This is a genomic window from Bradyrhizobium sp. CCGE-LA001 (genome assembly GCF_000296215.2).
Lineage (GTDB): Bacteria > Pseudomonadota > Alphaproteobacteria > Rhizobiales > Xanthobacteraceae > Bradyrhizobium.
This window is the reverse complement of the sequence record NZ_CP013949.1, coordinates 3,686,782-3,701,616: the sequence shown is the minus strand read 5'-3', so window position 1 is coordinate 3,701,616 and position 14,835 is coordinate 3,686,782. Positions and strand designations below refer to the sequence as shown.

The 14,835-nt window shown below is 63.0% G+C and carries 13 protein-coding genes; 8 read left to right on the top strand and 5 right to left on the bottom strand.

Translation table 11 applies throughout. The features are described from left to right. The first annotated feature begins 110 nt into the window (after positions 1-110). On the top strand, positions 111-1,361 hold the full coding sequence (locus BCCGELA001_RS16980; protein WP_008551843.1) for an SAM-dependent methyltransferase: 1,251 nt from the start codon (positions 111-113) through the stop codon (positions 1,359-1,361). A 7-nt stretch (positions 1,362-1,368) separates the two neighbouring features. Here the strand turns inward: BCCGELA001_RS16980 and BCCGELA001_RS16975 are convergent, their stop codons facing one another. Then, the gene (locus tag BCCGELA001_RS16975) at positions 1,369-1,569 is read right to left on the bottom strand and encodes a hypothetical protein (RefSeq protein WP_060735845.1); all 201 of its coding nucleotides are present in this window, start codon (positions 1,567-1,569) and stop codon (positions 1,369-1,371) included. A gap of 547 nt (positions 1,570-2,116) precedes the next feature. On the opposite strand from BCCGELA001_RS16975, the gene BCCGELA001_RS16970 reads away from it, so the two are divergent. Next, positions 2,117-3,628, top strand: a complete 1,512-nt coding sequence (locus BCCGELA001_RS16970) for a replicative DNA helicase (RefSeq protein WP_008551850.1) — start codon at positions 2,117-2,119, stop codon at positions 3,626-3,628. Positions 3,629-3,668: 40 nt separating this feature from the next. Further along, positions 3,669-4,952 carry an alanine racemase gene (gene alr / locus BCCGELA001_RS16965; protein ID WP_144441334.1) on the top strand — a complete coding sequence of 428 codons (1,284 nt, stop codon included), beginning with the start codon at positions 3,669-3,671 and terminating at the stop codon, positions 4,950-4,952. 24 nt (positions 4,953-4,976) lie between these two features. Here the strand turns inward: alr and BCCGELA001_RS16960 are convergent, their stop codons facing one another. Continuing rightward, positions 4,977-5,198: a cysteine rich repeat-containing protein gene (locus BCCGELA001_RS16960; protein ID WP_008551855.1), complete on the bottom strand. Its 222-nt coding sequence runs from the start codon at positions 5,196-5,198 to the stop codon at positions 4,977-4,979. Positions 5,199-5,237: 39 nt separating this feature from the next. On the opposite strand from BCCGELA001_RS16960, the gene BCCGELA001_RS16955 reads away from it, so the two are divergent. After that, a complete protein-coding gene (locus BCCGELA001_RS16955; RefSeq protein WP_008551858.1) occupies positions 5,238-6,008 on the top strand; it encodes an exodeoxyribonuclease III in 771 nt (256 codons plus the stop codon). 3 nt (positions 6,009-6,011) lie between these two features. On the opposite strand, the gene BCCGELA001_RS16950 is transcribed toward BCCGELA001_RS16955, so the two are convergent. The 3 genes from BCCGELA001_RS16950 to treZ all read right to left on the bottom strand — a co-directional run bounded on the left by BCCGELA001_RS16950 (position 6,012) and on the right by treZ (position 9,281). Beyond that, the gene (locus BCCGELA001_RS16950; RefSeq protein WP_060737694.1) at positions 6,012-6,380 is read right to left on the bottom strand and encodes a GFA family protein; all 369 of its coding nucleotides are present in this window, start codon (positions 6,378-6,380) and stop codon (positions 6,012-6,014) included. 233 nt (positions 6,381-6,613) lie between these two features. After that, positions 6,614-7,390, bottom strand: a complete 777-nt coding sequence (locus BCCGELA001_RS16945) for a potassium channel family protein (protein ID WP_008551862.1) — start codon at positions 7,388-7,390, stop codon at positions 6,614-6,616. Between the two features lie 55 nt (positions 7,391-7,445). Further along, positions 7,446-9,281, bottom strand: a complete 1,836-nt coding sequence (treZ, locus tag BCCGELA001_RS16940; protein WP_236840876.1) for a malto-oligosyltrehalose trehalohydrolase — start codon at positions 9,279-9,281, stop codon at positions 7,446-7,448. A 318-nt stretch (positions 9,282-9,599) separates the two neighbouring features. On the opposite strand from treZ, the gene glgA reads away from it, so the two are divergent. From glgA to glgX, 4 genes are all read left to right on the top strand, one after another. Beyond that, positions 9,600-11,009: a glycogen synthase GlgA gene (glgA, locus tag BCCGELA001_RS16935; RefSeq protein WP_008551864.1), complete on the top strand. Its 1,410-nt coding sequence runs from the start codon at positions 9,600-9,602 to the stop codon at positions 11,007-11,009. A gap of 20 nt (positions 11,010-11,029) precedes the next feature. Then, positions 11,030-12,166, top strand: a complete 1,137-nt coding sequence (locus tag BCCGELA001_RS16930) for a glycosyltransferase family 4 protein (RefSeq protein WP_060735844.1) — start codon at positions 11,030-11,032, stop codon at positions 12,164-12,166. Positions 12,167-12,235: 69 nt separating this feature from the next. Beyond that, positions 12,236-12,517 carry a DUF3606 domain-containing protein gene (locus BCCGELA001_RS16925; protein WP_008551877.1) on the top strand — a complete coding sequence of 94 codons (282 nt, stop codon included), beginning with the start codon at positions 12,236-12,238 and terminating at the stop codon, positions 12,515-12,517. Between the two features lie 23 nt (positions 12,518-12,540). Beyond that, positions 12,541-14,778, top strand: a complete 2,238-nt coding sequence (glgX, locus tag BCCGELA001_RS16920; RefSeq protein ID WP_060735843.1) for a glycogen debranching protein GlgX — start codon at positions 12,541-12,543, stop codon at positions 14,776-14,778. Positions 14,779-14,835: the final 57 nt, after the last annotated feature.

The window sequence follows — 14,835 nt, the reverse complement described above, 5'->3', positions numbered from 1 at the left end:
TGCGCCCTAGATTGGATGCAAACGCATAGGAACCGGAGCGGGACCTGGGCGTCAGATGTGAAAGCCGGGTTAGTCGCATCTCTTCGGGTTCGCTCGAGAGGTAGGTGGCGATGGACCGTTTGTTGCGTAAATTCCTGTCTCAATTCGTCCGCCGCGGATCGCTGACGGTGACCGGCGCAAGCGGGGTGAAGTTCACCGTCGGCGAAGGCTCTGGCGAGCCCGTGGCGGTGCGCTTTGTCACCGCCGACGCGGAACGGAAGGTCCTCATCAATCCCGAGCTCGGGCTTGGCGAGGCCTATATGGACGGCGAGTTCGTCGTCGAGCGCGGCACCATAGCTGATGCCCTCGCGATCCTGCTCGATCAACCCGACCTATTGCCGCAGTGGGCAAAACCCTGGTGGCACCTGCGCTATCTGACCCGGCATCTGAAGCAGTTCAATCCACGCTCGCGCTCGCGCAGCAACGTGGCGCACCATTATGATCTCGACGCCCGCCTCTATTCGCTCTTCCTCGATGCCGACAAGCAATATAGCTGCGCCTATTTCGAGACGCCGGAAACAACGCTCGACGATGCGCAGCTCGCGAAGAAGCGGCACATCGCCGCCAAGCTGCTCGTCAAGAGCGGCCAGCGCGTGCTCGACATCGGCTCCGGCTGGGGCGGGCTTGGGCTCTATCTTGCCGAGATTGCCGGCGCCGACGTCACCGGCATCACGCTCTCGACCGAGCAATTGCAGATCGCCAATGCGCGCGCCGCCGAAAAAGGCCTGACCGGCTCCGCCAGATTCCTGCTTCAGGACTATCGCGACATCGCTGGCCCGTTTGATCGCATCGTCTCGGTTGGCATGTTCGAGCATGTCGGCGCCCGCTTCTACGACACCTATTTCCAGCGCTGTGCCGAGCTTCTGAGCAAGGACGGTGTCATGCTGCTGCATTCAATCGGCCGTTCGCAGGGACCGGACTCCACCAATCCCTGGATCGCCAAATACATCTTCCCCGGCGGCTATATCCCCGCTTTGTCGGAGGTGCTGCCGGCGATCGAGCGCGCGGGCCTTCTGGTCTGCGACATCGAGATTCTGCGCCTGCACTACGCCGAGACGCTGAAGGCTTGGCGGGAGCGCTTCATGGCGCGGCGCGAGGAGGCCGTGCAGCTCTATGACGAGCGCTTCGCCCTGATGTGGGAGTTTTACCTGGCGGCCTGCGAGATGACGTTCCGCAAGCAGGACATGATGAATTTTCAGATCCAGCTCACAAGGCGTCAGGGCGTGGTGCCGATCACACGCGAATACATTGCACGCGAGGAAGGCCGGCTGCGGGCGATCGAAGGCGGCGCTAAGCCCAGATTGAAGCTGGCAGGCGAATGAATCGGTTCTAGTGGCGCAGGGTCGAGATCTGCCGGAAAGAGGCGGTTAGCGCCAGTTGTGCCCTGAGTTCCACGAGAAGTTCGGGGGCGACCGGCTGACTCCGCACCTCGGGGCGCTCGGCGTACTCCATGGCCGCGATCAGGCCTGCCAGCCACAGCCGGCTGCCGGCCTCGCTTCGCCACGTCTGGTGCTGCCGTTCTGGCCGCATCGCCTCGTCTCCCTGCTGGCGGGACGGAGACAACCCCCTGCCCGCCGGCCTGTTCCGCCTCTAGCCGAAAGAATCCGGGGAGATGTGATCTGGTTCACATAAGTCTCGTCGGACCTGGCTTAGATCGTCGCCATGAGCAAAGAGACCCAAACCTCATTCGACGTGCAGGACGACCTCCGCACCGATTACGCCCTGATCGTCACGGGCGTTGGGGCGGCCCTGGTCGCGCTGGTCTACCTCCTGCTGGTCTGAATCCGAGCCGAAAGCTCCCAGCGCGCGTCAATTCGCGCGCCCTCCCGGTTAGGTCTGCGCGCCAATCCATTGGGTTCACGGGTTTAGGATTTTTCATGGCACGGTCGCGGCCGCTTCCAGCGGCAACCCCGGTTCCGTGAAAATCCGTCAAGCGCGGCAGTTGCCGCAGCTGGCAATCATCCACCATTTTAACTGAGCGGTTGATAGCGGTCAGCTTTCGCTTCCGCTTTGGCGTGAGGCGGCGCTTTATCCCGGCCCCGCATCCGCCTAAGAAAATTGTTAAGCACGTCCGACCATGGCCCTGACTGATTCGAACGTCCTCAAACTCGCGCCCGACGCCGGAACTCCTGCCTATCGGAGCGCACCGCACAATATCGAGGCGGAACAGAGCCTCCTCGGCGCGATCCTGGTCAACAACGACGCCTTCTATCGCGTGTCGGACTTTCTGGAGGCGAAGCATTTCTTCGAACCGCTGCACCAGACCATCTTCGAGACCGCCGGCAGCCTGATCCGGATGGGCAAGATCGCGACGCCCGTCACGCTCAAGACCTTCCTGCCCGCCGACACCGATGTCGGCGGCATGACCATTGGGCAATATCTGGCGCGGCTCGCGGCCGAAGCGACCACCATCATCAACGCCCAGGATTACGGCCGGACCGTCTACGACCTGTCGCTGCGGCGCGACCTGATCGGAATCGGCGAGGACATGGTCAACGTCGCCTATGACGCGCCGGTCGACTTCCAGCCGCGGGCGCAGATCGAGGACGCCGAGCGCAAGCTTTACGAACTGGCGGAATCCGGCCGCTATGACGGCGGCTTCCAGAAATTCTCGCAGGCGCTGGCGGTCGCGGTCGATCTCGCGGCCAAGGCGTTCCAGCGCGACGGCAAGCTGTCGGGCATCTCGACCGGCATGCGCGACCTCGACACCAAGATGGGCGGACTGCAGCACTCCGATCTCATCATCGTCGCGGGCCGTCCCGGCATGGGCAAGACCTCGCTTGCGACCAACATCGCCTACAATGTCGCGCGCGCCTACGTTCCGGAAGTCCAGGCCGACGGCACCACGAAGGCCGCCAATGGCGGCGTGATCGGCTTCTTCTCCTGCGAAATGTCGGCCGACCAGCTCGCCACGCGTATCGTCGCCGAGCGCACCGGTGTTCCCTCCTCCCACATCCGCCGCGGCGGCATCTCGGAAGCCGATTTCGAGAAGATCCGGGAGGTCTCGATCGAGCTGCAATCGCTGCCGTTCTATGTCGATGCCACCGGCGGCCTGTCGATTGCGCAGCTGATGGCGCGCGCGCGCCGGCTAAAGCGCCAGAAGGGGCTCGACCTGCTGGTGATCGACTACATCCAGCTGTTGTCCGGCTCGAGCAAGCGCGCCAGCGACAGCCGCGTGCAGGAAATCACGGAGATCACGACCAGCCTGAAGGCATTGGCGAAAGAGCTCAACGTGCCCGTGATCGCGCTGTCCCAGCTCTCGCGTCAGGTGGAATCGCGCGACGACAAGCGGCCGCAGCTCTCCGACTTGCGTGAATCCGGATCGATCGAGCAGGACGCCGACGTCGTGCTGTTCGTCTATCGCGAGGAATATTACCTCGCGATGAAGGAGCCCCGCCCGGGCACGCCTGAACACGAGAAGTGGCAGCTCGACATGAGTCTTGCCCATGGAAAGGCCGAGGTCATCATCGGCAAGCAGCGCCACGGCCCAACCGGCACCGTCGATCTGGCGTTCGAAGCCTCGGTCACGCGGTTCGGCGACCTTGCGCCTGACAGTCAGCTGCCGGCTCGCAGCGACAACGACTACTGAGTTCCTTGAACCGGACAGGCCTCTTGCGTAAAACGGCGCCATGACAATGGTGTCCGACCCGAAAATGCATCCGCAATCCGGCCCTCTCTCCGCGGAGGCCAACCAGGCCGCCGCGCTCGCCGCCTATGGCGGCGTGCTCACGGTCGATCTCGATGCCATCATCGCCAATTGGCGCAAGCTCGAGAAGACGGCGATACCGGCCGAGTGCGCGGCGGTGATCAAGGCCGATGCCTATGGCTGCGGCGGCGCGGAGGTCGCGCGCGCGCTGAGCAAGGCCGGCTGCAAGACGTTTTTCGTCGCCACCATCGAGGAGGCGCGCAAGGTGCGCGCGGCGGTGCCGGAACCCACGATCTATGTGCTCGGCGGCTACTTCCAGAACACCGGCGAGCACTACGCCAAGATCAATTGCCGTCCGGTGATCGGCGATCTCAACGAGCTCGCCGAATGGGACGTGTTCTGCCGCCGCACCGGATGGACCGGCGGCGCTGCCGTTCACATCGACACCGGCATGAACCGGCTGGGCCTGACGTTGTCCGAGGCGCAGGCCATCATCCCCCGCATCAATGCCGGCGATCACGGCATCACGCTGGTGATGAGCCATCTGGTCGCGGCCGAGCAGCTCAATAGCCCGGTCAATGCCAGACAGCTCGCGGCCTTTCGCGGCATCGCCAGCGAGTTCACCGGCGTGCCCGCCGCGCTCGCCAATTCCTCCGGCATCTTCCTGGGCGCGCCGTTCCAGTTCGACATGGTGCGTCCGGGGGCCGCGCTCTACGGCGTCAACCCGACGCCGGAGGCCGACAATCCCATGCAGCAGGTGGTCGACCTCAAGGCGCGCATCGTGCAGATCCGCACTATCGAGCGCGGCGAGACGGTCGGCTATGGCGGCACCTGGAGCGCGCGGCGGCCGACCAAGCTCGCGATCATCGCGGTCGGTTATGCCGACGGCTATTTCCGCGCCGCCAGCTCCAATGACGGCACTCGCGGCGCCGAGGTGATCGTGGCCGGCAAGCGCTGTCCGGTCGCAGGCCGCATCTCCATGGACCTGATTGCCATCGACATCACCGACCTGCCGCCGAACGCGGTGCGGCGCGGCCACCTGGTGACGCTGCTCGGCGAGGGCATCACCGTCGACGAGCTCGCGCATCATTTCGGCACGATCGGCTATGAGGTGCTGACCAGCCTCGGCCACCGCTATGCCCGCGTCTACAAGGGCGGCAATGTGGAGGAGCCGCTGGCGAGGCCCGCTCCCGCACAGGCGGCCGAGCAGCCGCCGTCGCCGCCGCCGGTCGAACAGCCCTCCGCTCCGCCGCCACTCCCGGGTTAGACCCGCGCGTCCGGGACACCAGGGCTATTTCTTCTTCCTGTTGTCCAGCGCCGCCTTGCAGGTCGCGCTGAGCTGATCGCGCTTGCCGTCGAGACAGGCGACGACGCGGCCGCCGCCCGGCGCGATGCCGGCGCAGAATTTGTCATAGTCCGTCTTGCACGCGCCGCGCGGATCGGACGATTGTGCCGATGCGCCTCCGGAGAACGCGAGGGCGAGTGCGATGGCAACAAAGCTCAGCTTGGACATTGTATCTCCGGTGACGGAAGGCAGGAGCCGCAGCTCTACATGAAGATCGCGACGTTCAACATCAACAACATCAATCGCCGCCTGCCCAATCTGTTGGCATGGATGCGCGTGGCGAAGCCCGATGTCGTCGCGCTTCAGGAATTGAAGGCAAGTGATGGCGAATTTCCGGCGGCCGCCATTGAAAAGGCCGGCTACGGCGCGGTGTGGTGTGGACAAAAGACCTGGAACGGCGTTGCCATCCTCGCCCGCAATGCCGAGCCCGTGCTGACGCGCGACCGATTGCCTGGCAAACCCTCCGATCACGAAGCCCGCTACATCGAGGCCGCCATACGCGGGATCATCGTCACCAGCATCTATCTGCCGAACGGCAATCCGCAGCCGGGGCCGAAATTCGACTACAAGCTCGACTGGTTCGCGCGGCTCAAGCGCCACGCCAAGACCTTCATCAAGCAGGACCTGCCCGTCGTTCTCGCCGGCGATTACAACGTCGCGCCAACCGGGATCGACATCTATCCGACGCGCTCATGGGACAAGGATGCGCTGATCCAGCCGAAGAGCCGCGCGGCATTTGCCGCGCTGGTCGCACAAGGCTGGTGCGACGCGATCCGGGAGCTGCATCCGGAGAAGCGCATCTACACCTTCTGGGACTACAAGCGGAACCGCTGGCCGCGCGATGCGGGCCTGCGGCTCGATCATCTCCTGCTCAGCCCCGCCCTCGCCCCGCGTCTTGCCAAGGCCGGCGTCGACAAGAAGATCCGCGGTGAGGACGGCGCGAGCGATCACGCGCCGGCCTGGGTGGTGTTGCGATGACGCTCACCACAAATTCCTGCCGTCGATGACGTTCACCGGCACGGCCTCCAGGTCGAAATCGTCGAACAGGCGCGCATTGACCGCAACCTTGGGATTGTCGAAGTCGGGCTTGCCGGCCGACCAGTCCGGCGACTCCGAATAAGTGCCGCAGCCGCAGCTCGCGCAGAAATGATGTTTGACGGTGCGACTGCCCCAGAGATAGGTCGCAACGTTGTCCGCGGGCGACAGCAGGCGGAACTGGGCCGGCTTGTAATAGGCCCACAGTGCGCCGCGCTTGGCGCACAGCGTGCAGGTGCAACGCGTCACGCTTGAAGGCGCCTCGGTTACCTCGAACACCGTCTCACCGCAATGACAGCTTGCCTCGATCGGCATCACCCGCTCCCCTTTTGTCAGGAGCCGGTCGTAGCCGGCCCCTGCTGCCAACATGCTGTCAGCAGTGGGACGGTCAAAGCAAAGCCGCGAAAACAACCCCATGCACAGTAGGAGACCCCTGTCCGATCTGTGACTTACGTTATTCCGAAACCAAACTTGATCCGTCGGGCAAAACCCTGGCATGATGTCACCATCGAGGGTCGTCCAACCGGGTCGCGGGTCGCCGAACTTCTTCAAACGGCGCCCTCATCGGGAATATTGAGGACGGTGCCGCAGGCCTTGCAATGCACGGCGTCGGCATCGTGCCTCTGGAGCCCGCAGGTCGGGCAGGCAAACCGCACCTTGTGCGGACTGAGCAGCGCGCGGGCCAGATTGAAGAACAGCGTGACACCGAAAATCATGATCACGACGGTGATCAGACGACCGAACGTACCCGCCAGGGTAATGTCGCCAAAGCCCGTCGTCGTCAGTGCCGTGACAGTGAAATACAACGCATCGGCATAGTTCCGGATCTCGTCGTTACGAAACTTCTGGGTCTCGTAGACGATCCCGGTCATGACGAAGATGAACACGGCCAGGTTCGTGACGGCGAAGATGACCTCTTCGTTGCGCCGAAAGAACGGAGAATCGATGCGCAACCTCACCAGCATCTGGTAGTCGCGGAGCAGCCCCAGCGTTCGCAGGATCCGGAGAAAGCCCCCCGCCTCGCCGGCAAGCGGCGCCAGGAAGGATACGATGGCGACCATGTCAGCCCACGTCGCGAGCTGAGTAAACTTCCGAAACGGATGTCGATCCACGAGGAGCCGTGCCGAAAAATCGGCCAGCAGCAGGATGCCGAAGAGAACATCGAGCGTTTCGACGATCTCGCTGGGAGGCAGGAACGACGTTCCGATGATGAACAGCACGGTCACGATATCGAAGGCGAGCAGCGCATAACGGAAGCCCACGCCGGTCGGCGTTGCGCCCTCGTAAAGGCTGCGGACGTTGCTTCTGAGGGACGTCAGGGTCACTGCATCATGATCCGGTTTGCACCAATGATCGCAGTTGGCAGCGCGCGCCGCAAGCTCAGGCGGGTCGGACCTGCCCCAGTCGCACGATGATGTCGCCCGGCAGGAGGTGTTGTTCTTCAGCCGGCCCTCCCCGCCAAAGGCACTCGCCTTCCACCAGTTGCGGCATGGGCAGTCGCTCGCCCGCAAAGTTGGCCACGATCTGCAGAACCTCTCCCCGCTTTGTCTGCCAGCGCACGTGCACTCCGCCCTGACGAGGATCATCGCCGAGCAGTTCACGCTGCGCCGAAACAAAACCTCGTTCGATCAACGGCACGATCTTCTCGCGCCGGATCTGCAGCAACTGCGCCGTCAAAGCCCGGAAGCGCGCACAGCCGGGAGAACGGTCAATGCTGCTCCAATCAAGCTTCGAGGCTTGAAACGTCCTCTCATCGCAAGGGTCCGGAATTCTGGCGCGCATTTCGGGCGTCGAGAATGACTTGAAATGCGCAAACTCCTTGCGCCGCCCTTCCCGCGTCAACTCGGCAGCTTCTCCGGTCCAGTCCGCGAAGAACAGGAACGGCGTTTCGACCGCCGCTTCCTCGCCCATGAACAGCATCGGGATATGCGGATTGAGCAGGACCAGCGCCATCGTCTGGCGCAGCTTTTCCGGGCTCACCAGTTTCGACAGCCGCTCCCCCAGAGCCCGGTTGCCGATCTGATCATGGTTCTGCGCGAAGAAGATCGTGGCTTCTGGCGGCAGATGGGCACTCGGCTCGCCCCGGGGTTCATCGTGAAGCGCGAAGACTTCACCCTGGTAGGCGAAGCCCTCCGCAAGAGATCGCGCAAGATGTTCGAGCGGCTTGTCCGCGAACGCGCGGTAATATCCCTCGTCTTCTCCCGTCAGCAGGACATGAAGCGCATTGTGGAAATCATCACCCCATTGGGCGTCGTAATATCTTGGGCGTCCTTCCACGCGATCCAGAAGATGCGCCTGATTGGCCTCGTTCTCGAGCATCAGATGCACGCGCCGGCCCGGTAATTCCTGGCGGACGGTCTCGGCAAGCTCGACAAGGAAATGCCATTCGGAATCGTCCTTCAGGGCGTGAACGGCATCGAAGCGCAGCCCGTCGAAGCCGTAGTCGCGCAGCCACATTAGTGCGTTTTCGATCAGGAACTCGCGCACGAAAGCGCCATCGCGTGCTTCCAGGTTGACGGCGGGCCCCCAGCCGGTGCTGTGGCGTTTGTTGAAGAAATTCTCCGCGTAGCTGTGCAGATAATTCAACTGGGGCCCGAAGTGGTTATAGACCACGTCGAGATAGACCATGATGTCGAGGTCGTGAGCTGCCCTCAACAGCCGCTTGAGATCCTGCGGCCTGCCGTAGCGCGCGTTCGGCGCATTCAAAAGCACACCGTCATAGCCCCAATTGTGCCGGCCCGGGACATCGTTGATCGGCATCAGCTCAATGGCAGTGATGCCGAGGTCACGCAGATAGTGCAACCGCTTCTCGACACCCGCATAGGTCCCCTCTTCGCTGAAGGTGCCGACGTGCAGCTCATAGATCACGGTCTCCGCCCAGGGACGCCCTGCATAGGGACTCGCCTCCCGGAGCGTCAATAGATCCAGCACCTCGCTTGGCGCGCCGACGTCGTCGGGCTGGAAAAGCGAGGCAGGATCAGGAACAACCAGATCCTGGTTGATCCTGAACTGATATCGTGTGCCGGCGCGAGCGGTCGGTGACATCAGCTGGTACCAGCCGTCGGCGTCGCGCGTCATGCGGCATGGCGGCCGGCCGATCTCGAGCAGTTCGACGGATTCCGCGGTCGGCGCCCAGAGATTGAAACACACCCCGCCTTCGATGATCCGGGGACCGTGGCACCGGTTGTGCCCGGCAATTCCCAACTGCTGATTCAATTTCGTTCGCCTTTCGCGTCCCCCTCGATCGGGCACCCCTGAGATCGCCCGAGCATGCGTGAAGACGGAAAGCTGACAGGTGCGCATTCGTTCCTGGTGAGATGCCTACGGTCAGCAGCCTAAGCGTGGCAACGCTGCAGACTCTCGTGTGTACACTTTTGCACCAAATGCAAAAAAGAACAGCGCGCGGCCGTTGGGTAGGAACCTTTGCTGCGGCGCAGAATTGAGGGGTGTCGCTTCGCTGGGGGAGCGCGTTGGAATGCAAAAAAGATGGCTGGCAAAGACCACTGTCGCTCTTGTGGCTGGCGGGCGTAGCAGATGCGGATCCTGTTCGCGACGCCCGAAGTATCGGACTTCATTCAAGTTGGCGGCCTTGCCGCCGTCTCCGCGGCTCTGCCGCGAGCCTTACGGGAATTCGCTGACGTACGCGTCATCATTCCAGGCTATCCGTCCGTGCTGCGAGGTCTGCAAGACCTCAAGCCGGTGGGACGGTGCCAGCCTTTCGCGGCTCTACCGGCTTTCGAGATCGATCTCGGCCATACCGCCGACGGCCTGAGCTTCTACGTCGTCCGCTGTCGCGAGCTCTACGAGCGCGACGGCACGCCCTATTCCGATCGCAGCGGGTCGGATTGGGGTGACAACAACATCCGGTTCGCGACCTTTTCCTACGCTGCCGCGCAGCTTGCCAGGGGGCTGGTGGACAAGCATTGGTCTGCCGACCTGGTTCATGCCAACGACTGGCAATGCGCGCTCATTCCCGGATATCTGGAATGGCACTACGCGCACATTCCGACGGTCTTCACGATCCATAATCTGGCCTATCAGGGCGTCTTCGACCGCAGCACGCTCGGCCAGCTCGGGATTCCCGAGGCAAGCTTCAACATCGACGGCGTGGAGTTCTACAACCGCCTGTCCTTCATCAAAGCCGGGCTGGTCTATGCCTCGCATCTGACCACCGTCAGCCAGACCTATGCCCGGGAGATCACGACCGCTGAGTTCGGATGCGGTCTCGAAGGCCTCTTGAGGCAGCGGGCCGACCGCAATCAGCTGTCCGGTATCCTCAACGGCATCGACGAAAGCTGGGATCCGCGAACGTGCGCGTCGCTGCTCCAGCCTTTCGGTGCCGGGGACTGGACCGAACGCGCCCTGAACGCCGACGATGTCAGGGATCAGTTCGGTCTTGCGGTCTCGCGAGGTCCGCTGTTCGCGCTCGTGGCGCGCCTGGTGCACCAGAAGGGCGTCGATCTCGTGATCGAGAGCGCGCAGGCGATCGTCGACGCTGGCGGCCAGATCGTCGTGACCGGCAAGGGCGAGCCGCGATTCGAGGAGGCGCTGCTGAACGCGCAGACCCGCGCGCCCCGGTCAATCGCCGTGAAGATCGGCTTCGACGACGCCGAGGCGCGCAAAATCTTCGCAGGCAGTGACTTCACCTTGATGCCCTCGCGCTTCGAGCCTTGCGGGCTGAGCCAGATGTACGCCCAGCGGTTCGGTTCGTTGCCGATTGGGCATCGCACTGGCGGTCTGGCCGAGACCATCGTCGATGGCGAGACCGGCTTCCTGTTCGATCGCCCGTCGGCGCCCGGCTTCCTCGGAAGCCTGTGCCGAGCCTTCTCGACCTTCGGCATGAAAGACCGGCTCGATCATATGCGCCGTGCAGCGATGGCACAGGCCTTCAGCTGGACGGATTCGGCGAAGTCATACGCGGCTCTCTACAGATCATCGCTCTAGAAAGCATTTGGGGGCAGGCAATGAAGATCGCGCAAATCGCGCCTCTCGCGGAGAGTTGCCCGCCGCGGCTCTATGGCGGCACCGAGCGGATCGTCTCATACCTCACCGAGGAGCTGGTGCGGCAAGGCCACGAGGTCACGCTGTTCGCAAGCGGTGATTCGATCACCTCGGCCGAGCTGGTGCCGTGCTCGAAGATGGCTCTGCGTCTCGATCCCGCGGTCAAGGACATGACGCCCCATCACGTCATGATGCTGGATCAGGTTGCGCGGCGTGCAGACGAGTTCGACGTCCTTCATTTCCACATCGATCACCTGCACTATCCTTTGATGCGGCCCTACCGGGATCGGATTCTCACGACATTGCATGGGCGGCTGGATCTCCCCGATCTGTTGCAGTTCTACTCTGCCTTCCCCGAGCCCCCGCTGGTCTCGATTTCGAATGCGCAGCGACGTCCGATGCCGCCAGTCAATTGGCTCGGCACCGTACTTCACGGATTGCCCGAGAACGTTCTGCCCTATAGGCATGTGCCTTGCGGAGACTATTTTGCTTTCCTGGGGCGGATCTCGCCTGAAAAGGGCCCGGACAAGGCCATCGAGATTGCGGCCAGGGCCGGTGTTCGGCTCAAGATGGCGGCCAAGATCGACGCTGCCGATCAACGCTATTGGGATCAGGTCATCGCGCCGATGGTCGCAGCCCATCCGAATGTCGAATTCATCGGTGAGATCAACGAATTCCAGAAGGCCGACTTCCTCGGCAACGCCCGTGCGCTTCTATTTCCAATCTGCTGGCCGGAGCCGTTCGGCCTGGTCATGATCGAAGCGATGGCTTGCGGCACGCCCGTGATTGCACTTGCCCATGGCTCCGTGGAGGAGGTCATCGATCACGGCGTGAGCGGGTTTGTGGTCAGCTCCGTGGACGAGGCGGTCGCGGCAGCCAAGTCGGTCGGCACTCTCGAGCGCCAGGCGATCCGCGCCCGGTTCGAGCAACGCTTCACGGCCGAGCGGATGGCGCGGGATTATCTCGCGGCTTACCGCCGCTTGCCGGCGCTCCAGCAAGCACCGCAGTTAGACATGCTCGCAATCCCCGCAAGCGAAGACGCCATCCGGATGCCGATACCTTCCGCGAGCCTGGAGGTGCGCGCGGTGAGCGCGGCCTGACCACCATTTGCCGGCTGCTGGAACGGAATCACCGAGCGACGGTTACGACACACACAAGGAGTTGCCGCTATGCGTCGCTCGACATTGAAACCAATCCGCAACAAGCTCGACCTGACCGACCGCACTCAAATGCGCCTCGTGAGAAAACGTTTGGGTCTGTCCGATAGCGAGCTGACTGCGATCGCCGAGCGTATCGGCAATTCGATCTCCGCGATCAGCAAGGAAGTCTCCAAGCAGCGCGCCAACGCGCTGCCCAAGCCGGCCGACGTGCCTCCCGCGGCAGTGATCGCCGCGGCTGGGGCCACTGAGCAGGACGCGACCGAGGTACCCGCAACAGCGCCGACATCCTGACCGGATTGTCATCGGGGGCAGACATGGACCAAAAAACGCAATCAGACGACGCCCTGACGCGGGCGGCGTCGAGCCTGCGCCGATCCCGGATCACCGAGGGCAAACCGTTTCCGCTCGGGGCCACCTGGGATGGTCTCGGCGTCAATTTCGCGCTGTTCTCGGCCCACGCCACCAAGGTCGAGCTCTGCCTGTTCGACGACGATGGCAAAACCGAACTCGAACGGATCGAGCTTCCTGAATATACCGATGAGGTCTGGCACGGCTATTTGCCCTCGGCCCGGCCCGGCACCGTCTACGGCTATCGCGTCCATGGGCCTTACGAACCTGACGCCGGACACCGCTTCAATCCCAACAAGCTCCTGCTCGATCCCTATGCCAAGCAACTGGTCGGGCAACTGCGCTGGGGGCCCGAGCTGTTTGGCTACCAGCTCGATCACGCCGACAAGGACCTCTCCTATGACGAGCGCGATAGTGCGCCACTGATGCAGAAGTGCCGCATCATCGACCCCGCGTTCACCTGGGGCGCGGCGCGCAAGCCCGAAGTGCCGTGGGAGCGGACGATCCTCTATGAGATGCACGTCAAGGGTTTCACGCAGCTGCATCCGCTGGTGCCCGAAGCTGACCGCGGCACATTTTCGGGCCTCGCGCATTCGGAAATCCCCGCCTATCTGCGCTCGCTCGGGATCACCAGCGCGGAGCTGCTGCCGATCCACGCCTTCGTTGATGACAGCTACTTGGTCGACAAAGGCCTGCGCAATTATTGGGGCTACAACTCCATCGCCTTCTTTGCGCCGGAGCCGCGTTACCTGAAGACGCCGTTTGCGAACGAATTCAAGGAAATGGTCAACCAGTTCCACGCCCATGGCATCGAGGTCATCCTGGACGTCGTCTACAATCACACCGCGGAGGGCAACGAACTCGGCCCGACGTTGTCGTTCAAAGGCATCGACAACGCCAGCTATTACCGCTTGCTGCCGGACCAGAAGCGCTATTACATCAACGATACCGGCACCGGAAACACGGTGAACCTGTCGCACCCGCGGGTGCTTCAGCTGGTCGCGGATTCCCTGCGCTATTGGGCAACGGAGATGCGGGTCGATGGCTTCCGCTTCGACCTCGCCACGATACTGGCGCGCGAGCCCTACGGCTTCGACGAAGGCGGCGGCTTCCTCGATGCCTGCCGTCAGGATCCGGTGCTTTCCAGCGTCAAGCTGATTGCTGAGCCCTGGGACATCGGTCCCGGCGGCTATCAGGTCGGCCAGTTTCCGCCTGGATGGGCCGAGTGGAATGACAAGTTCAGAGATACCGTTCGCGCCTTCTGGAAAGGTGATGAAGGTACGCTGGCGGATCTCGCAAAGCGTGTGTCGGGGTCCGGCGATCTCTTCAACAAGCGCGGACGGCGGCCCTGGGCCAGCGTCAACTTCGTCACCGCACATGACGGCTTCAACCTCAACGACCTCGTCTCGTACAACGACAAGCACAATGAGGCGAACGGGGAAGACAATCGCGACGGTCACAGCAACAATCATTCCTGGAATTGCGGGGTGGAAGGACCGACGGACGATCCCGAAATCACCGGGCTGCGCGAACGCCAGAAGCGGAACCTGCTCGCGACAATGCTGCTGTCCCATGGCACGCCGATGCTGCTTGCGGGGGATGAATTTGGGCACACGCAGAACGGCAATAACAATGCCTACGCCCAGGACAACGAGACCACCTGGCTCGGCTGGATGGGCATCACCGCGAACGGCCGCAACTTGCGTGAATTCACGCGCAAACTGATTGCGACGCGCAAGGCTTTCCCGATCCTCTATCGCAGCCGATTCCTGGTCGGCTCCCATAACGAAGAGCTCGACGTCAAGGATGTGGCCTGGCTGTCGCCTACCGGCGACGAGATGACCGACGAGCAATGGCAGGACGGCAACGCCAAGTGCTTCGGCATGCTGCTCGACGGACGCGCCCAGGAGACCGGCATCAAACGCCGCGGCTCGGACGCCACCATGCTGCTGGTCTACAACGCCCATTACGACGTCGTGAATTTCACCTTGCCGCCCGTTACCGATGGAAGCCGCTGGTTGGGGCTGATCGATACCAATCAGCCGGATGCCCAAATGCCCGCGTTCGAATTCGGGCACGCTTACGCGGTGACAGGACGATCGCTCGTTGTTTTCGGCCTCGCCACCGAGAACGCGGCCACGCGTCGCCTTCGACAAGGTCTCGGGGCGCTGCTCGATATCGCGGAAGCGCCGCTGCCCGGCTAGCGTTCAAGCCTCCGCTCAGTCGGCATCGCCTCAGGAGACTGAAGAGCAACAGCGGAG